Below are 25,243 nucleotides of genomic sequence, written 5' to 3'. Positions count from 1 at the left end.
TATGCTGACACTCCATTTTGATTTTCGCACGCTAGGCACGCGCCAGGCCTTTTATCAGGCGCTGGTCGAACAGAGCGGCTGCGGTGAATGCTTTGGTTACAATCTGGATGCGCTGTGGGACTGGCTGACCGGCGGTATGGCGCTACCGGCAACGCTGCATCTGCAGCATGTCGCCGAGGTCAGCACCAGCGCGGAGTTTGCCCCGGTGCTGGCGCTGCTGGAAGAGGCGGCGCAGCAGCTGGCGGGCGAGCTGCGCCTGATTACTCACTGACTACGCGTGCAGCGGCAGCAGCATAATCGCCAGCGTCTGGCGTGCGCTGGCCGGCAAATCGCCGCCGCCGGTGTAGCCGTTATTCTCGACGATCAGCGAATTTAACCCCACCAGCCAGTCATAAATGTAATAGGCGGTGTGGTTAGCCGGCGCGGCAGACAGCCGCGTCAGACGCTGGCCTGACGAAAAGCTGACGCTGGACGCCGGCGGGCGGGCGAAAATCGGGCTGCCGCGATTGACGCGACTCTGCGGCCGTTCACGTTCATCCCGCTGCAGGAAGCCGAGCCAGGCGACAAAGTCACCCAGCACCGTCATGGCACGCGACACCTGGCGATCGGTGCGCGCTTCATGGGCACTGGCCTGCGCCTCCGTTTCGTTCAGCGCGCTTTGCAGTTTGCTCAGCACCTGCAGACGGAAGCTGGCGGTGATGAGCTCCTCCACCAGCAGTTCCAGCGTCGGCTTATCAACGTTGAGCAGCGCCAGCAGGCTCTGGCTCTCCGGCAGCTGACGCAGGTGCGCCAGCCACAGCGCGAACACCTGCTGAGGAAACTGCTGATCGCGCTGGCCACTGCTGCTGCGCGGTTCGGCGGTGGTTACCGGCTCATCGTTAAACAGGTCAAACTCAAAACCAATACCAAAATAGCTCTGCTCCACCGCGGCTGGCTGGCCGCCGGTGGACGGCGTGCTGCCGTGGCTCTGACTCAGCCACAGCTGGCGCACCGCCTCGCGCGACGGCTGCAGACGCTCAAGCAGCTCGCCGTGCAGGCCGGTGCGATGCTGTAAACACTTCAGCAGCGTATCGGCGATGGCCTGTTTCCGCGCGGCCTGTTCCGGCGTGGCGCTGGCTTCGGTCCACGGCTGCAGACGTTCCACCAGTTTCTGCTGCAGCGTGCTGAGCTGCAGCGCCAGCCGGTCGCGCCGTGCCTCCGGCTGCATCTCATCCTGCAGCCAGCTGCTCATGCGGTCAACACCGGCGCGATCGCGCGCCAGCATGGAGCCCCAGCTCTGGCCAGGCTGACCAATCTGCCGCTGTACCGCTTCATCGACGTTGATTTGCGACTGCTGATAGCGCGCATCGTGCGGCGTAATCGCCCAAATCAGGCGCGGCTTGTCTGCGCTGGCCGTCGCGATCTGTTGCAGTTGCCACTCGCGCAGCGCGCTGGCGGCGAGATCCGCATCCTGACGCTGGCTGGCGGCGGTACAAATCAGCATTAAATCGATGCCCTGACGGGCGGCATAGAAGCCCGGCAGCAGGGCACGTTTGTGTTCCAGCAGACTGGCGCGCAGCGCATCACGCGCCTGCAGCCTTGCGCGCTCATCCTGCTGATCGCGATCGGCGGGCGTGCCCGGCGCGGGCAGCTCCAGCATATCGGCGTCGTCATACAGCGCCTGACGCGGCGTCGAACTGAGCGGCAGGGTGATTTCCAGCGTCAGCAGCGCCAGCCAGCCGAGCGGTACCGACTGCGGTTTGCCCACGCGGTTGGCGACAACCGGACACACTTCAATCAATTCGTTCAGGTCGGCGTCATGGCCGATGAGCTTTTCAGCGGGCAGCGAGGCGTCATCCACCAGCAGGCTGAGCGGTGCCAGCACGCGCGGCGCGTGCCGCAGCTGATGGCGCAGATGCAGCAGGCTGCGCAGGGTTTCATTCAGCGCCGGACGCTGCGGCCACAGCAGCGCAAACAGCTGCACGCGGTCGTCCACGTTGAGCCACGGTGCCAGCTCAATCGCCTGCGGCCAGAAATGACGGTCCAGCACCTCGGCGTGGTCGGGCTGGCGGCGATGCCACGCCCACAGCGTCACCAGCGCATCGCTGTCGAGGCCGGGCTGCATCTCGCTCTGGCGATGGCGCTGCAGGCGCTGCAGCGCGGCATCAATCGCCGCGCTATCCGGCTGGGTGTCTGCGCTGGCACAGGCCAGCATCAGACGAATCAGCTCGGCTTCGCTCAGCAGCGTCATCTCCAGCGGCCACGCACCAGACTGCGCTTCACGCTGATGGCTGAAACGGGTGGCGATGGCAAAATCGAGATTGCCGGGATTGATGTGCTGAAAATAGTTCAGGGTTTTGTCGCCGAGACGGGCGATCAGCTGGCCCTGCGCGTCGCCGACCATTTCACTCAGCAGCCAGGCTTTACCCGCCTGCGACTGACCAAACAGCGCCAGGGTGACCGGCCGCGCCAGCTGTCGCGCCAGCGCGTGGCTTTCAACGCGGGCGCGACGCAGCTGGAGCCGCAGCGTATCGGCTTCCAGCGCCAGACGCGGCGAGTGCGCCTGGTGGCTCTCCACCCAGTTCAGCGCGCCGTCAACCGTCTCCTGCAGCAGGCCCAGGCGTTTAGCAGGCGTCGCCGGCGTGGCTTTTTTGGCAGTTCTCATCGTTTACACACGCTCCCGCTGTCGATCCAGTATTGCGCATTGGCGTTGCCGGTGGCCGACAGCGTATTCAGTTTCAGACTCAGTTGCTCCAGCGGCACGCGCGTGCCATCGTCCATGCGTGCCTCGCTCAGTACCAGCCGCTCCGGGCCGAGGTTATCCGGCCCCGGTTGTACCGCCAGCCTGATGCGCAGCACGCTTTCGCCCGCTACCTGGCGCGCCAGCTGCGGATCGGTAATGCTCAGGCTGTAGAGCGGTGTCGCCGGCCAGCGGTCGTTCTCCAGCTGGCGGAAACCGAGGCAGACGTTACCGCGAATGCGGAAGCTGCTTTTACGGTCCAGCGCGAAGCTGTGGCTGTCCAGATCAATCTCGCTGTAGCACAGATTGTCATCGCTCAGCGTGGCGTTTTCATCCAGTACGCCAAGATAGCGAATGGTCGAGTAGGGTTCAAAATCGCCGGCGCGGAACCAGAAGCTGCTGAGACGCAGATCGAGTGCCAGCAGACACAGCATGGCACCGACCGCCGCGGTGGATTTCGGGTTGTCAATGCGCCCCTGTTTGTTGAACGGATACCAGTCGCTGGTGTGATACCCCTCCAGCGACAAAATGCGGCTGCCCGGCAGCGGCTGCAAATGACGCACCAGCGCCTGAATGCCGGGGAAGCGCGACGGGCGACCGGTCAGCAGCAGCACATCGCACTGATAGAGAGAAACCACTTCGCACATGGCGCGTAGCGCCGGGATGATCGCCATCCGGTGCTGCAGGAACTCAGCATGCAACTGCGCCATGCTCACCACCAGCGGCACGTCAAGCAGATCGAAACGGCTGTCGCCGCCGAGCGTGCGCTGAATCTCTCCGTTGACAAACGCCAGCACGCTGCTGGCTGGCTTCTGCGGCACCAGCTCGCCAAACAGCGTGTTAATTTCGCTGTGGCTGTCGAGCGGATTCCAGTTTTCATAGCGCTCCAGCACCGCCTGCGCCAGCGGAATAAACAGCTGCAGGGTGACCTGCTGGCGCAACGTGGCCTGACCGTCCATGCGGCTGTCGTGTCCAAACAGCTTGTTCATCAGCGGTTCCGCCAGCGCCAGGCCGGCTTTTTGCAGACTCTGCTGTAGCGCGGGCAGGATCCACAGCTGAATCACGTCCAGCAGAATGTCATCGCCGGCCACTTTAAACCCTTCCCGGAACAGCAGGCGCGGGGTGATTTTCACGTTGTTGCCCTGACCATCATCCAGACGATACTGGGTGATGGCGAGGTCGGTGGTGCCGCCGCCGATATCAATCGAGGCGATGCGCAGGCTTTTGCCCGGCAGCTCATCCGCTTCGCGCGGGCGATCCGGGCGCGCCATGCTGCTGAAGAAATCTTCCGCGCGACCTGCAAAGTTCACCTGGGTTTCGTTGAACAGCCACACCATCTGACCGCAGGTGGCTTCATCCCACTCCATCTGCACATCCGGTACCGGCCGCAGGCTGTGCGCCTGGCTGGCGGCGTCAAACGCGGCGTCGGCCGGATGCCAGCCTTCGGCTTTCCACACCAGCGCGATGGCTTCCTGCATGCGGCGACGAAAAATTTCCCGCTCCGGCTTCGGCATGGCCGACGGCAGCGTGAGGATCACATGACGCAGCTGGCGCGGCGCCTGGCTTTGCGGCATACGCTGGCGCTGGGCCACGCTGTTCATCTGCATCATGGCCTGCGCCAGCAGCTCACACAGCATAAAGGTCATCAGCGAGCTGCGGCTGTAGCTGGCAGAAAACACCGGCAGGCGGTCATCTTCCGGCAGGGCATGCAGCGGCTGCCCCTCATCGTTGAGCAACAGGGTAAACGGCAGCGCGGTGGCCTGCGGCTCGTCGCTGCCGCCGCTGGCGTTGAAGCGCCAGCCGGGCTGATAACGCGCTTCGTCCCATAAGTAGCGGCGCGGGCTGGAGAGGCCGGTGCTGCCCTCGGTGCCGGCGCGCAGCAGCGCCAGGCGGCTGGCTTCGCGACCAACGCGGGTCAGTGAGGGCCACATAAACGCGTTTTCACGACCGCTCTCCAGCGAGAAGTTGGCTTTGCCAAAGTGCGTTTCGGCAAACTCCAGTCGGCTGTCGAACAGCTCGTTGTAAACCTGGTGCGGCTGCGACAGATCGCGCAGCTGCAGCTCATAGGTCTGGCGCAGGCCGTTGCTCTCTTCGGGGTGATCTTCCACCAGAATGCCGCAGGTGTGTGAGTTGCCGACGTCGAGAATGATATCCACGTTGACCGCCGGCGTTTGCGGTGAGGCCGCCTGGATAGTGATTTCTGCCAGATCGAGCTGTTCGCCCAGCAGTTCCAGCACGTTGAGATAGTGCGCCTGATATTCAAATTCGCGCAGCGCCTGGTTCACTTCCTGCTCGCGGCGTGATTCCAGCGCATACACCTGCTGGCTGAACGTCTCGCGCAGCCAGCCGTCAACCCAGGTAAGGTCGAGGAACTCGCCCAGTTCATAGTTGTGCCACGCCAGCGCAAAGCTGACGCCGTTCTGCGCATCGGCTTTGCTCAACCCCAGCTGCTCACCGCCGTCCGCGTCGGCCACCAGGCGCGTATCGAAGGCGAGGGTGATGCGATGGGTATTGCCCGCCGCGTCGGGCTGGCTAAGCGGCGCAAGGCGCAGACGCGCCCAGTTATCCGGGCCACCGATGAAACGACGGCCGCTGGAACAGCGCAGCACCGGCAGCGGCAGCCACTGCCCGGCCAGCAGCGTCAGGGAATCGGCCAGCGCGATATCGGTCTCCGGACGCACCACCTCAGCGGCACCGCCATCCTGCGGATAGAGCAGAAACTTGCCGCTGTTGCCATCAACGTTGAGGCGCAGCAGCGGGCCGTTGGCGGTCTGGCGCACAAACTGCCGCCGCGTCTGTAGCGCGGGCAGGCGCAGACCAAAATCAAGAAACTGCACACCGCTGTCTTCGATCAGCGTGATTTTCTGTTTGTCATCAATCAGGGGAGCCAACATGGTTACTTACTCTCACGCTTAATCGTCAACGGGAACACCTGATCGGCGCCATACTGCGCCGTACAGCTGGCAATGCCATCACCGGCTTTGCACACCAGCTCCGGCATGCGATAGCGTGATTTATCGCTGCAGCTGGCAGTATAGCGGCTGCGCACTACCATGGTGCCGGCGCTGGTCATGGCAGCGGTGACATCGGCTTTACAGCGAATATTGTCGCCCTGGGTAATCACTGCGCTGCCTTTACCGTTGCGGATCTGATAGCGCAGGCTCGGCGGCTTGCCGGTCGGCAGATTGGTCTGACGCAGCGTCACGCGCCAGGTACCATTGATAAATTTCACCGAGCCGAGACGCGCGTCATCGGCCGTCATCACCAGATCGTCCGCTTTGGCCGGTTCGGTATGTTCCGCTACGACCTCCGGCGGTGCCGGTGGGGCAGCCGGTGCCGGCGCAGGCGTTACCGTCGCACTGCTGTGCGGCAGCGTGGCGGCCAGCGTCTGTGCTTTCGCCAGCATCGCCGGGGCCAGCGCGGGCGCGGCGCTGACCACTGACGCGGTTTCGGTTTCTGCCGGCTGGACCGGCGCGTCGTGTAACCAGAAGGCCACGCCCGCTGCGGCGACAGCGGCCAGAGGCAGCACCAGCAGCAGCGGGCGCAGTGCGGATTTCTTCCGCGCGGGCGCGTCGGCGACAACGCTCAGCGGTGCAGGTTCAGGCTGTGGTTCGGGTTCCGCCAGCCGTTCCGGCTCGGGCTCCGCCACAACGGGGGCCGCAACCGGTTCAGGCGCGGCAGCCCTTTCTGGCTCCGGCGCGGGCACCACCAGCGGCGGCAGTTCTTCATCAAGGCTGTCGCGCAGGCAGGCCAGCGCATCATCACGCGTGCGCGCCTGCGGGTCGACAAAGCCCCAGAAGGTGATCACCGGCTTGCCATCCACCAGATAGACGTATTGCTGATCGGGAAACTGCAGCGTCTTCGCCAGCAGCGCCCCAAACAGGCGCATCGCCGGATTGTCGGCATCCCGGGCGCGCAGGCTGAGCGCCTGCAAATCCTGCTGATTAAGGGTGAGCTGATCCAGCGCCTGACGCTTTTCGCGATCGCTGGCCGCCAGCCAGGATTTCACTTTGCCGCTGAATGGCGCGTACCAGTCAAGGCGGTCACCGCGCTCGTTGGCCTGCGGGATCGCGAGGCAGTTGGCCAGTGTCGTCTGGCGGCGCAAACGTAACGTTTCGCGAATTTGCAGGGCAGAAGCCCAGACCGGCTGGCCGTTCTCCCCCAGAGCCAGTAACGCGTCGAGATTGCCGCTGCGCAGAAAAGTTTTTGCCACTCGTTGGGCCCTTATCGGTGGTTATCTGAAGCCAAACATCGGGTGTGATGGGCGATGGTAGTGATCTTAAGCCAAATGCGCCGCAATCAAACGGGGGAAAAAGGGGGGAAAACAGGGCGTTATTCCCCCCACGGTACGCGGGGTGGTGAAATGTTAACCGTTCCGGCGCGGGCTGAGCAGCAAATGGGTGAGGACGCCCCCGATCAGGCCCCAGAACGCCGAGCCGACGCCGAGCAGGGAGATGCCGCTGGCGGTGATCAGGAATGCCACGATGGCGCTGTCGCGCTGCGCGGGTTCCGCCAGCGCGCGCTGCAGGCTGCCCGCCAGCGTGGCCAGCAGTGCCAGACCGGCCAGCGTGGCGATCAGCACCGGCGGCAATGCGCTGAGCATCACGGCGATCAGCGCGCCGGTAAAGCCGGTCAGCAGATAGAACACGCCCGCCAGCGCGGAAGCCACCCAGCGGCGCGCCGGGTCCGGATCGACATCATCGCCCATGCAGATCGCGGCGGTGATGGCGGCAATACACACCGAAAAGCCGCCGAACGGCGACAGCAGCAGCGCGATCAGGCCGGTCCAGCCGGTGAGCGCGGAGACCGGCGGCCGGTAGCCATGCGCCTGCAGCGTGGCAATACCGGGCGCATTCTGCGACGCCATGGTCACCAGGAAGTAGGGCAAGCCGACGCCAATCAGCGCGGCAGGATTAAAGTGCGGCATGATAAATTCCGGCACGCTCAGCGTTAGCGCATGAGGCGGAAAGTGGATGGCGCGCTGACCCAGCGCCACCAGCACGCCCGTCACCAGCGCCAGCAGAATGGCATAACGCGGCAGCCAGCGGCGGCCCAGCAGCCACACCAGACACATGCTGCCGCACAGGGCAAAATGATCCTGTAAGCCGCTGAAGGTGCCGATGCCAAATCGCAGCAGAATTCCCGCCAGCATCGCGGCCGCCAGCGACTGGGGAATATGGTTCATCAGCCGGGCAAACAGGCCGGTCACGCCGCTCAGCACAATCAGCAGATTGGTAGCGACAAACACCCCGACCACTTCATTCAGCGTCAGGCCGTGCACGCTGGTGGCCAGCAGCGCGGCACCCGGCGTCGACCAGGCGGCGAGCACTGGCATCCGCGTCCACAGCGACAGGCCGAGTGACGCCAGTCCCATGCCCACGCCCAGCATCGACAGCCAGCCGCCAATCTGTGCCGGTGAGGCGCCTGCAGCCTGCGCCGCCTGGAAGATCAGCGCCGCGGTGCTGCTGTAGCCGACCAGCACGGCGATCAGGCCGGAAATCAGCATCGGAAAGGAAAAAGCCGGACGAACAGTCGCAGTGGTCATGGAATCACATCCTGTTGTGCGTTATAACGCACATTGTGGCACGCACGGTATGGCGCGCACAAGTGGTACACTGCGCGCCCGCTTTTCAGGAGAATTCATGGAAAATCTGCATCAACATCTCAGCCAGGCGCTGAAGCAGCTGCGTCAGGCCAATGGCTGGAGCCTGACGCTGGCGGCGGCGCGCACCGGCGTGAGTAAAGCCATGCTCGGTCAGATTGAGCGCGGCGAGTCGAGTCCAACGATCGCCACGCTATGGAAAATCGCCACCGGCTTTAATGTGCCGTTCTCCTTTTTTGTGCAGAGCGGGGCGCAGCCGTCGGGCGATGTGGCGACCTTCAGCCAGCCCAATGCACAAATGCAGGTGAAGCCGCTGCTGCCGTATGACGCGCGTTTGCGCTTCGATCTGCTGGAAGTGACGCTGGCGGCGGGTGCGCAAAGCGATTCGTCGGCTCACGAAAGCGGGGTGATTGAACAGGTGGTGGTGCTGGAAGGTGAGCTGTTGCTGGGTATGGCGGGCAGCTGGCGTCGCCTGCAGGCCGGAGAAGCCAGCCAGTTCGCCGCCGATCAGCCGCACAGCTACCGCAATCCGCTGGCCAGCCCGTTGCGCTTTCATAGCCTGATTCACTATTTGCAGCGCAGCTGAGCGGCGGGATGCACAATTACAAATTGATACGAAGGCAAACTACACAGTTTACCTGCGTATTTATATACTGCGGTCTCATCAGTAAAGGAGAAGGGCGATGAGCGAGCTGAATAGCGCCGCTGCCGCGTTACGCAGCATCAATGGCAAACTGATGCGCCGCCTGCGTGAATCGGCCCCGCCGGGCGATCTCACCTGGCCGCAGGTTTCCGTGCTGGGGTATCTGGTGCGCGACGGCGCAATGACGGTGACCGAGCTGGCCGCGCGCGAAGGGGTGCGCAGCCAGTCGATGAGTGCCACGGTCGCCAGCCTGCAGACGCTGGGCCTGGTACAGGGCGTGGCCGATGCGCAGGATGGCCGCAAAACCCGTTATCAGCCTACCGCTGCCTGCCTGCAGCTCATCGCCAGCAATCGCGCCCAGCGTGACGACTGGCTGCTGCACAGTATCAGCAGCCTGCTCAGTCCGCAGGAGCAGCAAACGCTGCTGGCCGCCATTCCCTTACTGCAACGACTCGCTGACCACTAATTTGAGAGGACTCACCATGGCTGTCACCACGTTAGATGCCCAAACCGCCCTGATTGTCATCGACCTGCAGCACGGCATCGTCCGCCTGCCGGTTACGCCGCGCCATCCGGATGAAGTGATTGCACGTGCCACGCAGCTGACGCAGGCGTTTCGCGCGAAACAGCTGCCGGTGGTGCTGGTGAACGTGGCGGGCGGCGCGCCGGGCCGCAATCAGCAACCGCGCCACGATGCAGCTCTGCCGGCAGACTGGGCGGTGCTGGTGCCGGAAATGACACCGCAGCCGGGCGATATCAGCGTAACGAAAAAAACCTGGGGCGCGTTCCACAATACCGATCTGCACCAGCAGCTGCAGCAGCGTGGCGTAACGCAGGTGGTGGTGTGCGGGATTGCCACCAGTATCGGCGTGGAATCCACGGCGCGTCAGGCGTACGAGCTGGGCTACAACGTCACGCTGGCGACCGATGCGATGAGCTGCCTGAACGCCGAAACCCACCACAACAGCATTGAGCGCATCTTCCCGCGCCTAGGCGAAACCGGCACCACTGACGAAATCCTCGCTTTGCTGAACTGATCTTTTCCCTCCAGGGCTGGTACTGGCGGCCCTGTTCTCAATATTTTCCTGCCGCAGCCAACCGTCTTCTGGCGGATGTCATCCTGCTGTTAAGCATTCTCCTGTTACGGGAATGCTGCGTCAGGTCTGAATCAGAAATCGGTCCTGCTATGGAAAAAATCTCGCTTTTAACTCAAGTGCAGCACCCAGGAGGGCTATCAATACAACACAGATGAAACTGGTGATATGTGCGTAATAAAGCGCAGATATCCAGCCGAAACATTTGCCCTTGTTATCATCAAAAAAATCATATGCGCTACTATTGCGGTTAAGGAAAAAAACTTTCTTTTTTTTCATGATGCCCATAAAGAAATATGACATGGGCGCAGCGCCAAAAAAGCCCACGAGACAATGAAATGAATAGGGAGCCGGGAATACATGTCTTTTTTGAAACTCCTCCAAAAGCGTGTAATATTTCTTTCTGTTATAAGCATAAATCAGTATGGATAATAAGAAGCTGGCTAAACATAGTCCAATGATAAATATGCCAAGAAATTTTATCGTCATTTATAAGCCCATATGATTATAAAAAGCGTCGACACCCCAGTTCATAAACTCCCCGGCTGCATAACCAGCAGCAACTGAACCGACCGCTGCGCAGGCAACGCCTCCCACTCCTGCCGTGGCTATCCCGATAGCCGTGCAAAAACCCAGGCCAATCGCCGATCCTGCAGCGCCAGCGCCAATACCCGCAGCGGTTGAGAGTCCAAATTTCTAATACTCCCTAAACGCAGATCTACTACACTCACCTTCACGTCCAACCGTACAGGCCTTCATAACATCATTCGTCGTCCCGGCAAAAGAAAACGCAATACCCACATAGCCGCCCATCTTAAGAAAACGTGCCGCTTTGGCGGCATTGCCGACATAGGTTGAATAGCCTGGTATGCCTCCCAAACCCACAGTCGACCACTCATGTACTATTGAGCGACTTGAAAGGTTTAGCGCTCGTTTCATATTTTCGTACTGCTGGAATTTAATGGTATAGCGGGAGAGGTTTTTGAGTACAGGCTTATTGACTAGTTCTTTTAATTGATTCAGCAATTGATTACGCTCAACAAAGAACTGCTGGCTAATGAGGGTTCCCTGTGCGCGAAACTGATTCTGATAACTGGCCTCTATTTTTATTAACGTCTGCTCTATTGCACTGAAATATTTTGCTCCGGCATCCCCTGTGATACCAAAAATCTGATTGCCGGCACTCGTTAATGCAGCAATGGTGGCATAATGTTTTTGCATAAAATCCGCTTCATTAACACTGACGCCAATTAATGCATTGTTAATTCTGTGCTTAGCCTGTCTCAAAGCTGTCAAGGCATGCAGCGTAAGAGGAGCCTGAGTTTCAGGATCGGCGACGATTAATATCTGTCCCGGCCTTAACCAGGGCGTATCAGCGTTCAACTGCATAAACATGTTAACTGCTGGAGCACGGGTGTCGCGAAACAATTCTCTGGCCTGGTACTCCAGCGATCCAGCGCGTTCGACAACACAATATCCCGGGGCGATGTTACGTGTCATGAATCCTTTCTCCCTTCCCTGACTAACATCCTGCACGCCTGACTGCAGCAAACAATATAAGTAATTCTATTGCGCGGCGCAAAATATGTTGGCTAACAAATGTGGTGTGAGCGCTCAGATGCGTAAATGCGAAACCGGCACCACTGACGAAATTCTCGCGCTGCTGAACTGATCTTTTCCCTCCAGGGCTGGTGCTGCCGGCCCTTATCTTTGCGGCTCCCTGCCACTGGTTATTCTGCTGCGCCTCGCTTTCCCTGCCGCCGTTGAGAATTGGTTGTAACAGCGCTGGTTACTGTCACAGTATGCACAGCAACACGATAACCAATATTTAGCCTGACTTTATGACTTTATTAACACCAGTGAGCAGCAGGATCGGGCAGAGCAGTACAGTGCTATTCTGCTGCAGGGAGGTAGGGATGCTAAAAAAATTAAACGTGCTTTATCTCATCGCCAGCCTGTTTTTTCTGGGCACCGGTATTACCTTAGGTCTGGTGCTGTCACCGTTAATTACCGCGGAAGTGAATGCCACGCAAAAGGAGGTTGATCTGGCGAAACAGCGGGCGCTATATAGCGGTGAGTTTGATCGCCATCAGCCGGGCAGTGATGCGCTGTACTGGGCCAGCGGCAAGGTCTATCTCAATGAAAATGTCATCGTCTTTGAGGGGGAGATTGCCCCCGGGCCACACTATAAAATTTACCTCACCAAAACTCAGGCGTTCGATCAGCACTCATTTCTGCAAATAAAGCATCAGTCGGCGTTAATTGGCGATTTAAATAACTTTGGTGATTTTATTAAATCGCTACCCGAGGGCATCGATCCACAGGAATATTGTGCCGTGCAAATCTGGAGTGAGCAATTTTCGAAATTTGTCGGCTCAGCGCGTTATCGCACCTGAATAAGGCACCGACGTGCGCCGGTGCCCGCATGAGATTACTGGAAAGCGTAGCTTAGCGTCAGGCCGACGCTGTAATTACGCCCCGGTGCGGGTTCGTAATACCGGCCATTGCTCTCATTAACGATGACCGAGCCGATATAGTGGCGATCGAGCAGATTATCCACGCGGCCAAACAGATCCAGCGTCCAGTTCTGCACCAGCCATTTATAGCCGCTGTTCAGTCCCACAACCGTATACGCCGGCGCTTTGACATCATTCTGGTCGTTGGCCGCAATGTCGCTCAGGTAGCGCAGGTCGCCGCCGGCATACCAGCCTTGCTCCGGCGCGTAGGCCAGTCCGGCGTAAGCCATATTGCGTGCAATACCGGGGATGCGCTTGCCGTCACAGCTGTCGCTGCCGCAGGCGTTACTGCGGTAGCGCGCGTCGAGCAGCGTCCACGCGGCTTTCAGGTGCCAGTCATAGCCAAACTGCTGATCGAGTCCGAGTTCCAGGCCACGGCGGCGCGTCTCACCGGCGTTTTTGTAGCTGGTGCGGCCTTCGTAACTGCTGTCTGACACGATCTCGTTTTTGGTATCGGTCTGAAACAGCGCGGCGGTCAGCAGGCCGTTGCCGAGGCGTTTTTTGCTGCCGAGCTCCACGGTATTGCTGGTGGCCGGCTGCAGGTTGAGATTGAGCCCGGCCTGATCCGCCGCGCGGTAGGAGAGTTCATTGAGCGTCGGCGTTTCAAAGCCGCGACCGGCGGAAACATAGGCATTCCAGCCATCATCAATCGCGTATTTGAGCGAGGCCGCAGGCAGCCAGCGGTGATAGCGGCGATTGCCGCTGTCATCCGGATCGCTGGCGGTCACGTAATAGTCGTTAGCATCGAAATTGACCGTGCTGAAGCGCACGCCGGCGTCCAGCGACCAGCGATCGCTCAGCTGCCACGCGGTCTGCAGATAGGGATCGAGGTTCCACATCAGGTTGCGCTCGTTGCGGCGCAGATCACCCTGCACGCCGTAGTCGGTGGCACCATCACTGCGGGTAAAGTTCTGATAGCCTTTGCGCTTCTCGCTCATGGTTTCATAGTCGAGGCCGCCGGTCAGGGTCACCGGCAGCGTCAACAGCGTCGCGCGGTGCGTCCAGCGCGTATCAATGCCCTGGTAGTGGCGCGTCAGCGAAATGACACCGCCGGGGTAGCCGGCTTTCAGCTGGGTCGCCAGCGGGATGGACTGATACTGGGTGGTTTCGCGTTCACCGGCATAGAGCATCACGCTGAGGTCGTCGTTGTCGCTCATCTGGCGCTGGTAATGCAGGCCGGCCTGGGTCTGATCAACGGTTTTGCGCGCGTTGTACAGCGTGACGTTGCTGGCCACCTGGCGCGGATTATCACGCCACTGATCCGGCGTCAGGCCGCCCGGATCCTGCGCCTCAACGTGAACGCTGTTGAACAGCAGCGTCAGGGTGCTGACATCGTCAATGCGCACGCCAAGCCTGGCATTGCCGAGGTTTTTCTGCGCGGCGCTGTGGTCGCGATAGCCGTGCGTGGTGAAGCGCGAAGCCGACACCGTATAGTCAACGTCGCCGGCGTGGCTGCCATCACCGGTGGCACCGCTCGCTTTCACGCTGTTGCGCCAGCTACCGTAGCTGCCGTACCAGCTGCTGGCTTCAAGCGTGGTCGGCTGCTGGCCACGCTGGGTTTCCACATTGATCACGCCGCCCGATGCGTTGCCGTACAGTGCGGAGAACGGGCCGCGCAGCACTTCCACGCGTTCGATGGAACCGATATCGATATTCGAGGTCTGCCCCTGGCCATCCGGCATGCTGGCCGGAATGCCATCGACGTACAGGCGAATGCCGCGCAGGCCGAAGGTGGAACGCGAACCAAAGCCGCGCACTGAAATCTGCAGATCCTGCGCATAATTTTGTCTGTTTTGAATTTGCAGACCGGGCACGCTGGTGAGGTTTTCAGACAGGTTAACGCGCGGTGCGGCGTGGCGCATATCGTCGCCGCTGACGACGCTGACCGCCGCCGGGGTATCCAATTCGGAGAGTCCACTGGCCGCAGGCGCGGCGCTCACCACCAGGGTATTGCTGGCATTGTCCGCCGCTAATAGCGGCAGCGGCAGGAGTGCAGGCAGCATCAGCAACGGCGCCTGTCGCAAAAGAGCAATTTTCATTTTAATAACCGTAAAAGACGTGAAATGAACCAATCGGGACATTTATCGCGCGTATGTTAATCGTTTTAGCGCGGGTTTGAAAAGCGTTAATAGTAGGGCAGAACCCTGTTAAGTGTGGCGTGAAAAATGTCCTTTCACCGCACCTCTGGCCTGGCTGTCAGCCCCAATTTCTGTCAGTGTGATCGTTTTGCCTGCGGTCAGAGGAAGGAGAAAACATGAGTCAGCAACCTGTAGTGGCGGTACTGGGATTAGGCGCGATGGGACACGCATTTGCCGCCAATCTGTTGAAGAAGGGCTTTACCGTGCGCGGCTGGAACCGCACGCGTGCCAAAGGTGAAGATCTGGTGGCCGCAGGCCTGACGCTGAGCGACAGCGCCGCGCAGGCTGTGGAAGGCGCAGACGTGGTGATTGCCATGCTGGCGGACGGCGCTACCACGCGCGCCACGCTTAACCATGTGCAGAACGCACTGCAGCAGGGGGCTACCGTGGCGCAGATGGGCACCATCGGTGTTGAAGCGACCGACGCGCTGATCGCCGGGCTGGCGGCTGCACGGCCGGACGTGGTGTTTATTGATGCGCCGGTCTCCGGTACCAAAGCGCCGGCTGAAAACGCGCAGATTCTGGTGATGGCCAGCGGCGACCGGCAGCGCGCCCAGGCGGCGGAGCAGGTGTTCGCCGCGATTGGTAAAGGGACGCAGTGGCTGGGTGCCGCCGGTGCCAGCTCGCGCATGAAGCTGGTGGTGAATAGCTGGCTGATTGGCCTGATGCAGAGTCTTGCCGAAAGCACCCGGCTGGCAGAGCAGTTTGGTTTCACTACCGACGATCTCTGGCAGGTGCTGGAGGGCGGCCCGCTGGCAGCGCCGTACGCCAAAATGAAACTCGGCATGATTGCCAGTGGCGACTTTACGCCGCAGATGCATCTGGTCTGGGCGCTGAAGGATGCGCGGCTGGCGCTGGACGCCGCCGGCGACGCTTCTCTGCCGGCGCTGGAAAACATCGTCGATGTCTGGCAGCAGGCGGTCGATGCCGGTTACGGCGAGCGGGATCTGGCGGCGGTTTATCAGTACCTGAAACGCTAAATGAGTCAGCGGCTCGACTTTGACTTCTCGCAGCGTCCGCTGGTGCCGTATGCGCATGATTACGCGCACGGCGATGCGGAGCCGTGGCACTATCACCACTGCGCGCAGCTGATACATACTTTGAGCGGCGTGGTGAAAGTGGAAACGCAACACGGCAGCTGGATTGTGCCGCCCAGCCGCGGCGTGTGGCTGCCGGCCGGCACGCGTCATGCGCTGCACATCGTTGGCAGCGTGGCGGCGCGCACCCTGTTTGTCGATCCGCTGGCGCGCGCCGATCTGCCCGCCAGCTGTCAGGTGGTGCAGATATCGCCGCTGCTGCGGGAGCTGATTGTCAGCGCGCTCACGCTGCCGGAGCATTACGCGTCTGGCAGTCGCGCCGAGCGCATTTACGAGCTGATTCTTGATGAGATTCGCGTGATGGACGTGCTGCCGTTTGGCCTGCCACTGCCGCACAGCGACCGGTTGCTGACGCTGTGCCAGCAGATTCAGCAGGCGCCGGGCGAGAGCTGGACGCTGGCGCGCGCAGCGGCGCAGCTGTGTGTAGCGGAGCGCACGCTGGCGCGCCATTTCAGTCGCGAAACCGGTTTGCAGTTTAGCGACTGGCTGCGGCGTGCCCGGCTGAGCGTGGCGCTGACCCGGCTGGCACAGGGCGATACGGTGCTGGCCGTGGCGCTCGACCTCGGCTATGACAGCCCGAGCGCCTTCAGCGCCATGTTTCGTCGCGTGCTGGGCGTTACGCCAGCGAACTACTTTCCGGCGGCAGAAAAGCGCCCGCCGCGTTAAGCAACGCCTGCAGCGAGGCGCGCGTCACGTCATTATCAATACCCACGCCCCACGCACGCTCGCCACGCGGCGTGATGCAGCTGATATAGCACACCGAACGGCTGTCGCTGCGTTTGCCCAGCGTGTGTTCATGGTAATCCTCAATGGTTACGGCCAGATCGTAGCGCTGACGCAGCGCGGCCACCGCCGCTGACAGCAGACCGTTGCCGCGCCCTTCCAGGGTTAGCTGCTGCGGGCCCTGCTGCAGGCGCGCTTTAATCCGCGTCTCGCCCTGATCATCGCTATAGCTCTCCGCCTGCAGCAGGCGACACCGCGGCTGTTGCAGGCCGTACTGCTGACAGAACAGCTGCCACAGCGCGTGGTGCGTCATCTCCTGGCCGTGAGCATCGGTCTGCTGCTGCACGCAGCGGCTGAAATCCTGCTGCAGGCCGCGCGGCAGTTGCAGGCCGTGATTTTGTTCCAGCAGCCAGGCGGCACCGCCTTTACCGGACTGGCTGTTCACGCGGATCACCGCTTCATAGCTGCAGCCGATGTCCAGCGGATCGAGCGGCAGGTAGGGCATTTGCCATACCACTTCATGACGCGCGCTGCGTTCGGCAAAGCCTTTGCGAATGGCATCCTGATGCGAGCCGGAGAAGGCGGTAAACACCAGTTCACCGGCGTAAGGATGGCGCGGATGGACCGGCAGCTGGTTACAGCGCGTCACCACTTCCAGCACCTCGCGCATATCGCTAAAGTCCAGCTCAGGCGTCACGCCCTGGGTATAGAGATTCAGCGCCAGCGTCACCAGATCGACGTTGCCGGTGCGCTCGCCGTTACCAAACAGACAGCCTTCAACGCGATCGGCCCCGGCCAGCAGCGCCAGCTCGGCGCAGGCGGTGCCGGTGCCGCGATCGTTATGCGGATGGACGCTGATGGCCACCTGCGAGCGCTGGCTGAAGTGGCGACAGAAATACTCGATCTGGTCGGCATACACGTTGGGCGTGTTGACTTCCACCGTGGCGGGCAGGTTGATGATCATCGGCCGCTGCGGTCCCGGCTGCCAGATGGCGGCGACCGCTTCACAGATTTCCAGCGCAAACTCCGGCTCGGTAAAGCAGAAGGTTTCCGGCGAGTACTGAAAGGTCCAGCGCGTGGCGGGCTGCGCCGCACAGCGTGCGCGGATTTGCCGCGCGGCGGCGCAGGCCAGCTCGACGATCTCAGCTTTGCTCTGACGAAATACGCGCTCACGGAACAGCGGGGCGGTGGCGTTATACAGATGGACAATCGCCTGCGGCGCGTCACGCAGCGCTGTAAAGGTGCGATCGATTAAATCGCCGCGCGCCTGGGTCAATACCTGAATAGTGACGTCGTGAGGGATGTGCTGCTGTTCAATCAGCAGGCGCACAAAATCAAAATCGGTTTGCGAGGCGGCGGGAAACGCCACTTCAATCTCTTTAAAGCCGCAGCGCAGCAGCAGTTGCCAGAATGCTAATTTGCGCGCGCTGTCCATCGGCGTAGCCAGCGCCTGATTGCCATCGCGCAAATCGGTTGAGAGCCAGCGTGGCGTGCGGGTGATCTGGCGTGACGGCCACTGGCGATCCGCCAGATTGATGACAGGCCACGGGCGATATTTTTCAGCAGGTTGAGTCAGCATGAGGGTCTCCTTGAGGTCTGCCTGTAGTCTGCAGTAACCTGCCGGACGCGGCTCACGTATAGCTGACAACCCGGCGTGCAAAACTGACAGCTGCCGCAGCGATACCCGTCAGTTAAACCCTACTGTGCTTCGATCCCGTGTTTTTTCATCATCGCGCGCAGCTGATGATAAGTGACGCGCAACAGTTCAGCGGCGCGGCGCTGGTTGTATCGCGCCTGTTGCAGACTGGCTTCGACCAGTGCGCGCTCCTGCTGGTTTTGCCACTGGCGTAAATCCAGCGGCAGCGCCGGCAGGGTATTTTCACGCTGTTCTGCTTCCGCTTCGGTTACCGCAGGAGCGCCGCGTGGCGCAAACGGATTGATGATGATGGTGTCGAGCGCCTGTTCGGTGCTGTGATGACGGTACACCGAGCGCTCCACCACGTTTTTCAGTTCACGCACGTTGCCCGGCCAGCTGTGCTGCAACAGGGTGAGCTGAGCGCGCTCGCTAAAGCCGGGAAACAGCGCCAGGCCCAGCTCGCGGCACATCTGAATGGCAAAATGCTCGGCCATCACCAGGATATCGCTGCGGCGCTCGCGCAGCGGCGGCAGCTGGACGACATCGAACGCCAGCCGATCGAGCAGGTCGGCGCGAAAACGGCCGGCGGCGGCCAGCGCGGGCAGATCCTCATTGGTGGCGCACACCAGCCGCACGTTAACCTGCAGCGACTGATTGCCGCCAACGCGTTCCAGCTGGCCATACTCAATCACGCGCAGCAGTTTCTCCTGCACCAGCATCGGCGCAGTGGCAAGCTCATCCAGAAACAGCGTGCCACCATCGGCGCGCTCAAAGCGGCCAAGGTGGCGCTTCTGGGCGCCGGTAAAGGCACCGGCTTCATGGCCGAACAGCTCGGAATCCAGCAGGTTTTCATTCAGCGCGGCGCAGTTGAGCGAAATAAACGGCCCCTGCCAGCGGTCGGAGAGGTAGTGCAGGCGGCTGGCAATCAGCTCTTTACCGGTACCGCGTTCGCCAGTCACCAGCACCGGTTTCTCCAGCGGCGCCAGTTTCGATACCTGTTCCAGCACCTCTAAAAAGTTATTCGACTCGCCCAGCAGATTGTCTTTACCGTTTGCCATGATGAAATTCACCACTGATTAATTAATTTCACTACCTTAACGGATTGCGCCGCGCGTGTAAAACAGTCAAACCCAGTAAAATCAGCATATTAAAAACTGGCACGCATCTTGTATTAGTTATGGGCGTAAAGACATGACAACCAGAGGAACATCATTATGGGTATTTTTTCTCGTTTCGCCGATATCGTGAACGCTAACATCAACTCGCTGCTGGAGCGTGCCGAAGATCCGCAGAAACTGGTACGCCTGATGATTCAGGAAATGGAAGACACGCTGGTGGAAGTACGTTCCACCTCGGCCCGCGCGCTGGCAGAAAAGAAACAGCTGCTGCGCCGTATTGAGCAGGCCGAAACTCAGCAGGCCGAATGGCAGGAAAAAGCTGAGCTGGCGCTAAGTAAAGAGAAAGAAGATTTAGCCCGTTCGGCGCTGATTGAGAAACAGAAGCTGACCGACCTGATCGCCGCGCTGCAGCAGGAAGCCAGCCATGTTGAAGAGACGCTGGATCGCATGAAAGGCGAGATTGGTGAGCTGGAGAAAAAACTCAGCGAAACCCGCGCCCGCCAGCAGGCCCTGACGCTGCGTCACCAGGCGGCTTCATCGTCACGCGATGTGCGTCGTCAGCTCGACAGCGGCAAGCTGGATGAGGCGATGGCACGCTTCGAGTCGTTTGAACGTCGCATCGATCACATGGAAGCAGAAGCGGAAAGCCAGCGCTTCGGTAAAAGCAAAACGCTGGACCAGCAGTTTGCCGATCTGAAAGCTGATGACGAAATCAGCCAGCAGCTGGCTGCGCTGAAAGCCAAAATGAACCGCAGCGAGTGATCGCCCCGGGCCTGCTAACGGGCCCGGATTGCCGGGTGTACTGAAAAAGGAGAGTCAATGAGCGCACTATTTCTGGCCATACCGTTAACGATCTTCGTGCTGTTTGTGGCACCGATCTGGTTATGGCTGCACTACAGCAACAAACGCAACGGCGGGGCGCTTTCGTCCGGTGACCTGCAGCGCCTGCAGCAGCTGACGCAGGAAGCGCGCCGCATGCGTGACCGGGTCGAGGCGCTGGAAGCGATCCTCGATGCCGAACACCCGAACTGGAGGCAGCCATGATGAACGGACGCAAACTGTGGCGTATTCCGCAGCAGGGCAAAGTGCGCGGCGTGTGTGCCGGGCTGGCCGAGTACCTGGATATTCCGGTGCGGCTGCTGCGTGTGATTGTAGTGCTGTCACTGTTTTTCGGTCTGTTTATGATCACCGTGACCGCCTATTTTATCCTCGGCTACGTGCTGGATGAAAAACCGCTGGACGCACCCTCTGAGCGCACACCAACAGCGCGCGAACTGCTGGATGAGCTGGAGAACACCCTCACCGCGGATGAGCGTAACGTACGCGATATCGAGCGTTACGTGACCTCAGAAACCTTCAGCGTACGCAGCCGTTTCCGCCAGATTTAATCCCTGTCGCGGGCCCGTCAGCGGGTCCGCTGCTCTAAGAGAGGCGCTATGCATACGCAACGTTTAACTGCTCTGCGCCGCCGCGCAACGCCTGCGTTGAAGTCGGCGGGAAAATTCATCATCATCAGTGCAGTAACCTATGCGCCCGGCGGCCTGGCCGGCTGGGCAGTGAAATCGGTGGCGCGCCGTCCGCTGCGCCTGTTGCTGGCGGCCGCCCTGGAACCGTTGCTGAGTAAGGCGTTTAACCGCCTGTCGGCACGTTTCATCAGGGAGAGCGATGAAAAGACTGCAAAATGAGTTGATGGGGCTGATGAACCGTGGCGTGGATCGTCATCTGCGCCTCGCCGTCACCGGCCTGAGCCGCAGCGGCAAAACCGCCTTTATCACCTCGCTGGTTAACCAGCTGCTCAATGTCCACAGCGGCGCGCGTCTGCCGCTGTTTTCCGTGGTACGCGAAGAGCGGCTGCTGGGCGTGAAGCGCGTACCCCAGCGTGAGCTGGGCACGCCGCGCTTTACCTATGACGAAGGGCTGGCCCAGCTGTACGGCACACCGCCGATGTGGCCAACCCCGACGCGCGGCGTCAGCGAGATGCGCCTGGCGCTGCGCTACCGGCCGGATCAGTCTCTGCTGCGCCATTTCAAAGACACTGCCACGCTCTACCTCGAAATTGTCGATTATCCCGGCGAGTGGCTGCTCGATCTGCCGATGCTGGCGCAGGATTATCTCAGCTGGTCACGCCAGATGGTCGGCCTGCTGCAGGGCGATCGTCAGCAATGGGCCGCGCGCTGGCACAGCCTGAGCGCCGATCTCGACCCGTTCGCGCCCGCCGATGAAAACCGCCTGGCGGAGATCGCCGCCGCCTGGACCGACTACCTGCATCAGTGCAAAACCGAAGGACTGCACTTCATCCAGCCGGGACGTTTTGTGTTGCCGGGTGACATGGCTGGCGCGCCGGCACTGCAGTTTTTCCCGTGGCCCAACGTCGATGAACAGCAGGCCGGCAAGCTGCTGCAGGCACCGGCCGGCAGCAATTTCGCCATGCTGCAGCAGCGTTTCCACTACTACTGTCAGCATGTGGTGAAAGGGTTTTATAAAAATCACTTCCTGCGCTTTGATCGCCAGATCGTGCTGGTCGATTGCCTGCAGCCGCTCAACAGTGGACCGCAGGCGTTCAATGATATGCGGCTGGCGCTGACCCAGCTGATGCAAAGTTTTCACTATGGTCAGCGCACGCTGTTCCGCCGTCTGTTCTCGCCGGTCATCGATAAGTTGCTGTTTGCCGCCACCAAGGCCGATCACATCACCGCCGATCAGCACGCCAATATGGTGTCGCTGCTGCAGCAGCTGGTGCAGGACGCGTGGCAGAACGCCGCGTTTGAAGGCATCAGCATGGATTGTCTGGGGCTGGCGTCGGTGCAGGCGACCGAGAGCGGGCTGGTGGATCATCGCGGAGAAAAATTACCGGCGCTGCGCGGTCATCGCCTCGCCGACGGTGAACCGCTGACCTTTTACCCGGGCGAAGTACCGCCGCGCCTGCCGGGCAACAGCTTCTGGCAGCAGCAGGGGTTTCAGTTTGAACAGTTCCGGCCGCAGCAGCTGGATGTCGATCGGCCGTTGCCGCATATCCGCATGGATGCTGCGCTGGAATTTTTACTGGGAGATAAATTGCGATGAGCGATGAAACGCCACTCAAACCACGGATAGATTTTGCCCGCCCGTTGCAGGAGCCTGTGGAGCCGACCCTGCGCGCGGCACACACCTTTAGCAGCGACGCGCAACAGGGGTTTCTGGTGACGCCTGACGCGGAGCCGCTGGAAGAGGGCGCCGGCGAGAAAGTGGTGGAAGCCGCGCTGCGGCCAAAGCGCAGCCTGTGGCGCAAAATGGTGGGCGTCGGGCTGGGTATCTTTGGCATCAGCGTGGTGGCGCAGGGCGCCCAGTGGCTGCACGATGCCTGGCTGACGCGCGACTGGTTTGCACTGGGCAGCGGCGTGGCCGGTGGGCTGATTGTCGCCGCCGGCGCGGGCGCGCTGATTGGCGAATGGCGTCGGCTGTATCGTCTGCGTCAGCGGGCGGAAGAGCGGGACGTGGGCCGTGAACTGCTGGCCAGCCACGGCATTGGCAAAGGCCGGGCGTTCTGCGAAAAGCTGGCGCGTCAGGCGCAGCTGGATCAGGCGCATCCGGCACTGCAGCGCTGGCACGCGGCACTGCACGAAACCCATAACGACCGCGAAATTGTCACGCTGTATGCGCAGCTGGTGCAGCCGGTGCTGGACCGTCAGGCGCGGCGCGAAATCAGCCGCCACGCGGCAGAATCGACGCTGATGATTGCCGTCAGCCCGCTGGCGCTGGTGGACATGGCGTTTATCGCCTGGCGCAACCTGCGGCTGGTGAACCGCATCGCGGCCATCTACGGCATTGAACTTGGCTACTTCAGTCGCATCCGGCTGTTCCGGCTGGTATTACTGAATATGGCGTTTGCCGGGGCGTCAGAGCTGGTGCGCGAAGTTGGTATGGACTGGATGTCGCAGGACATCGCCGCCCGTCTCTCGGCGCGTGCGGCGCAGGGCATCGGTGCCGGGCTGCTCACCGCCCGACTGGGGATCAAAGCGATGGAATTATGCCGTCCGCTGCCGTGGCTGGCGGAGGACAAACCGCGGCTCGGCGATTTCCGCCGTGAACTGGTGGGACAGCTTAAAGAATCGCTGGCCAAAAGCGGTGATAAAGCAGGTCAGGCTGCTAAATAATCTCACCATGTTTGCCTTTCACGCTGCCGATGGCGTGAAAGGTGAAATTATCTGTGCTCAGAGCGATTTCTGGCGGGATTATTGTTGGTTGTTCCGCTACACTTCTCTTCGTCACCTGCCTCAGAGTGTCAACTTTTCATGACAGAACCCTTCTGAGGCGCTGCAAGTTAGCGTATTATCTCTAAAATCAAAACCTGACTAAGGCTCATCGCAATGCGTTTGGAAGTTTTCTGCCAGGACCGTATCGGTCTGGCGCGCGAGCTACTCGACCTGCTGGTTGCCCGTAATATTGACCTGCGCGGCATTGAAATTGCCTCGCTGGGCCGCATCTACCTCAACTTTTCTGCGCTGGAATTTGACGCATTCAGCAACCTGATGGCGGAGATTCGCCGTACACCGGGCGTGACAGACGTTCGCACCGTGTCTTTCATGCCGTCTGAACGTGAACATCGCGCGCTGAGCGCGCTGCTGGTGGCGATGCCCGAGCCGGTGTTCTCCCTCGACCTGAAAGGTAAAGTCGAACTGGCGAATCCGGCGGCGCAGAACCTGTTTAACCTCGACGAACAGAAGATCCGTAATCAGAACGCCGGCACGCTGATTGCCGGCTTTAATTTCCAGCGCTGGCTGGAGAGTGAACGTGTTGACGCGCAGGCGCAGCATGTGGTGATACAGGGGCGTGATTTCCTCATGGAAGCGCGCCCGATCTATCTGGCGCAGGAAGATGAGCAGAACGACCAGCCGGTAGGCGCGATGATCACCCTGAAATCCACCGCGCGCATGGGGCGGCAGTTGCAGAATCTCAGCGTCACCGATGATTCCGAATTCGATCACATCGTGGCGGTGACGCCGAAAATGCGTCAGGTGATTGACCAGGCGCGCAAACTGGCGATGCACGATGCGCCGCTGCTGATTGTCGGCGACACCGGCACCGGTAAAGATATGCTGGCGCGCGCCTGCCACCTGCGCAGCGCTCGCGGCAAAAAACCGTTCCTGGCGCTCAACTGCGGCTCGATCCCGGATGACGTCGCTGAGAGCGAGCTGTTTGGTCACGCGGCGGGCGCGTATCCCAACGCGCTGGAAGGGAAAAAGGGCTTCTTTGAGCAGGCGAACGGCGGCTCGGTGCTGCTGGATGAAATCGGCGAGATGTCGCCGCGCATGCAGACCAAACTGCTGCGCTTCCTGAACGATGGCACCTTCCGCCGCGTCGGCGAGGATCATGAAGTGCATGTGGATGTGCGCGTGATCTGCGCCACGCAAAAGAACCTGATTGAGCTGGTGCAGCGCGGTGAGTTCCGCGAAGACCTGTTCTATCGTCTGAACGTGCTGACGCTGAATCTGCCGCCGCTGCGCGAACGTCCGCTGGATATTCTGCCGCTCACCGAAATGTTTGTGGCGCGCTTCGCCGATGAGCAGGGGCTGCCGCGCCCGCGTTTGTCACCGCAGCTGACGCCGTTCCTGACGCGCTATAACTGGCCGGGCAACGTGCGCCAGTTGAAAAATGCGCTGTATCGCGCGCTCACGCAGCTGGAAGGTTATGAACTGCGTCCGCAGGATATCGTGCTGCCGGAGCAGGCGCTGGATGTGTCGCTGGGTGAAGAGGCAATGGAAGGGTCGCTGGATGAAATCACCAGCCGTTTCGAGCGTTCAGTGCTGACTCGTCTCTATCTGTCGTATCCCAGCACGCGTAAACTGGCGAAACGCCTTGGGGTGTCACACACCGCGATTGCCAACAAGCTGCGCGAATATGGCCTCGGTCAGAAACGCAGCGAAGGCGAATAATCCGCGTTCTGCATCAACAAGCCGTCTGTGACAGACGGCTTTGTT

Annotated in this window: 21 protein-coding genes and 1 pseudogene; 14 read left to right on the top strand and 8 right to left on the bottom strand. The window is 60.8% G+C overall.

Features of this window, described 5'->3' with window-relative positions; translation table 11 throughout:
• The first annotated feature begins 1 nt into the window (after position 1).
• Positions 2-271 (top strand): barstar family protein, encoded by a 270-nt coding sequence (locus tag CBW22_RS01390; protein ID WP_058758476.1) that lies wholly within the window; start codon positions 2-4, stop codon positions 269-271.
• Here CBW22_RS01390 and CBW22_RS01385 read toward each other — a convergent pair whose 3' ends face one another.
• The 4 genes from CBW22_RS01385 to CBW22_RS01370 all read right to left on the bottom strand — a co-directional run bounded on the left by CBW22_RS01385 (position 272) and on the right by CBW22_RS01370 (position 8,264).
• Positions 272-2,644: a virulence factor SrfC family protein gene (locus CBW22_RS01385; RefSeq protein ID WP_088515831.1), complete on the bottom strand. Its 2,373-nt coding sequence runs from the start codon at positions 2,642-2,644 to the stop codon at positions 272-274.
• Positions 2,641-5,613, bottom strand: coding sequence for a virulence factor SrfB (locus CBW22_RS01380; RefSeq protein ID WP_088515830.1), 2,973 nt, complete (start codon positions 5,611-5,613; stop codon positions 2,641-2,643). Before CBW22_RS01380 ends, CBW22_RS01385 begins: the two co-directional genes overlap by 4 nt.
• A gap of 2 nt (positions 5,614-5,615) precedes the next feature.
• Positions 5,616-6,932, bottom strand: coding sequence for an SrfA family protein (locus CBW22_RS01375; protein WP_088515829.1), 1,317 nt, complete (start codon positions 6,930-6,932; stop codon positions 5,616-5,618).
• 153 nt (positions 6,933-7,085) lie between these two features.
• The gene (locus tag CBW22_RS01370; protein WP_021506148.1) at positions 7,086-8,264 is read right to left on the bottom strand and encodes a benzoate/H(+) symporter BenE family transporter; all 1,179 of its coding nucleotides are present in this window, start codon (positions 8,262-8,264) and stop codon (positions 7,086-7,088) included.
• Between the two features lie 97 nt (positions 8,265-8,361).
• On the opposite strand from CBW22_RS01370, the gene CBW22_RS01365 reads away from it, so the two are divergent.
• The 3 genes from CBW22_RS01365 to CBW22_RS01355 all read left to right on the top strand — a co-directional run bounded on the left by CBW22_RS01365 (position 8,362) and on the right by CBW22_RS01355 (position 10,001).
• Positions 8,362-8,907 carry a helix-turn-helix domain-containing protein gene (locus tag CBW22_RS01365; RefSeq protein WP_021506147.1) on the top strand — a complete coding sequence of 182 codons (546 nt, stop codon included), beginning with the start codon at positions 8,362-8,364 and terminating at the stop codon, positions 8,905-8,907.
• 97 nt (positions 8,908-9,004) lie between these two features.
• Positions 9,005-9,430, top strand: coding sequence for a MarR family winged helix-turn-helix transcriptional regulator (locus CBW22_RS01360; protein WP_088515828.1), 426 nt, complete (start codon positions 9,005-9,007; stop codon positions 9,428-9,430).
• A 16-nt stretch (positions 9,431-9,446) separates the two neighbouring features.
• Complete coding sequence (locus tag CBW22_RS01355) at positions 9,447-10,001, top strand: isochorismatase family protein (protein ID WP_058758482.1); 555 nt, start codon at positions 9,447-9,449, stop codon at positions 9,999-10,001.
• Positions 10,002-10,547: 546 nt separating this feature from the next.
• Here CBW22_RS01355 and CBW22_RS01345 read toward each other — a convergent pair.
• A pseudogene (locus CBW22_RS01345) lies at positions 10,548-11,558 on the bottom strand (hypothetical protein).
• Between the two features lie 416 nt (positions 11,559-11,974).
• Here CBW22_RS01345 and CBW22_RS01340 point away from each other — a divergent pair.
• A complete protein-coding gene (locus CBW22_RS01340) occupies positions 11,975-12,454 on the top strand; it encodes a DM13 domain-containing protein (RefSeq protein ID WP_088515827.1) in 480 nt (159 codons plus the stop codon).
• 35 nt (positions 12,455-12,489) lie between these two features.
• Here the strand turns inward: CBW22_RS01340 and pqqU are convergent, their stop codons facing one another.
• Positions 12,490-14,613, bottom strand: a complete 2,124-nt coding sequence (pqqU, locus tag CBW22_RS01335) for a TonB-dependent receptor PqqU (RefSeq protein ID WP_176428070.1) — start codon at positions 14,611-14,613, stop codon at positions 12,490-12,492.
• A 215-nt stretch (positions 14,614-14,828) separates the two neighbouring features.
• Here pqqU and CBW22_RS01330 point away from each other — a divergent pair, with 215 nt between their 5' ends.
• Positions 14,829-15,692, top strand: coding sequence for an NAD(P)-dependent oxidoreductase (locus tag CBW22_RS01330; RefSeq protein WP_088515825.1), 864 nt, complete (start codon positions 14,829-14,831; stop codon positions 15,690-15,692).
• The gene (locus tag CBW22_RS01325; protein WP_088515824.1) at positions 15,693-16,475 is read left to right on the top strand and encodes an AraC family transcriptional regulator; all 783 of its coding nucleotides are present in this window, start codon (positions 15,693-15,695) and stop codon (positions 16,473-16,475) included.
• Here the strand turns inward: CBW22_RS01325 and leuA are convergent.
• Positions 16,426-18,111, bottom strand: coding sequence for a 2-isopropylmalate synthase (gene leuA, locus CBW22_RS01320; RefSeq protein ID WP_088515823.1), 1,686 nt, complete (start codon positions 18,109-18,111; stop codon positions 16,426-16,428). The genes CBW22_RS01325 and leuA overlap by 50 nt on opposite strands.
• Before the next feature lie 119 nt (positions 18,112-18,230).
• Positions 18,231-19,226, bottom strand: coding sequence for a phage shock protein operon transcriptional activator (gene pspF, locus CBW22_RS01315; protein WP_088515822.1), 996 nt, complete (start codon positions 19,224-19,226; stop codon positions 18,231-18,233).
• Between the two features lie 156 nt (positions 19,227-19,382).
• Here pspF and pspA point away from each other — a divergent pair, with 156 nt between their 5' ends.
• The 7 genes from pspA to tyrR all read left to right on the top strand — a co-directional run bounded on the left by pspA (position 19,383) and on the right by tyrR (position 25,198).
• Positions 19,383-20,048, top strand: coding sequence for a phage shock protein PspA (gene pspA, locus CBW22_RS01310; protein ID WP_021506139.1), 666 nt, complete (start codon positions 19,383-19,385; stop codon positions 20,046-20,048).
• A 57-nt stretch (positions 20,049-20,105) separates the two neighbouring features.
• Positions 20,106-20,330 (top strand): envelope stress response membrane protein PspB, encoded by a 225-nt coding sequence (gene pspB / locus CBW22_RS01305; RefSeq protein ID WP_058769745.1) that lies wholly within the window; start codon positions 20,106-20,108, stop codon positions 20,328-20,330.
• Positions 20,327-20,674, top strand: coding sequence for an envelope stress response membrane protein PspC (pspC, locus tag CBW22_RS01300; RefSeq protein WP_058758492.1), 348 nt, complete (start codon positions 20,327-20,329; stop codon positions 20,672-20,674). The genes pspB and pspC overlap by 4 nt, the downstream gene beginning before the upstream one ends.
• Positions 20,675-20,722: 48 nt before the next feature.
• Positions 20,723-20,971 carry a phage shock protein PspD gene (gene pspD, locus CBW22_RS01295; RefSeq protein WP_021506136.1) on the top strand — a complete coding sequence of 83 codons (249 nt, stop codon included), beginning with the start codon at positions 20,723-20,725 and terminating at the stop codon, positions 20,969-20,971.
• Positions 20,952-22,349 carry a YcjX family protein gene (locus tag CBW22_RS01290; protein WP_058780608.1) on the top strand — a complete coding sequence of 466 codons (1,398 nt, stop codon included), beginning with the start codon at positions 20,952-20,954 and terminating at the stop codon, positions 22,347-22,349. The genes pspD and CBW22_RS01290 overlap by 20 nt, the downstream gene beginning before the upstream one ends.
• Positions 22,346-23,419 (top strand): YcjF family protein, encoded by a 1,074-nt coding sequence (locus CBW22_RS01285; RefSeq protein WP_088515821.1) that lies wholly within the window; start codon positions 22,346-22,348, stop codon positions 23,417-23,419. Before CBW22_RS01290 ends, CBW22_RS01285 begins: the two co-directional genes overlap by 4 nt.
• A 213-nt stretch (positions 23,420-23,632) precedes the next feature.
• Positions 23,633-25,198 (top strand): transcriptional regulator TyrR, encoded by a 1,566-nt coding sequence (gene tyrR / locus CBW22_RS01280; protein WP_021506133.1) that lies wholly within the window; start codon positions 23,633-23,635, stop codon positions 25,196-25,198.
• Positions 25,199-25,243 lie beyond the last annotated feature (45 nt).

The sequence above is a fragment of the Pantoea sp. VS1 genome (assembly GCF_002207995.1).
GTDB lineage: Bacteria > Pseudomonadota > Gammaproteobacteria > Enterobacterales > Enterobacteriaceae > Pantoea > Pantoea dispersa.
This window is presented reverse-complemented; position numbering and strand designations above follow the sequence as displayed.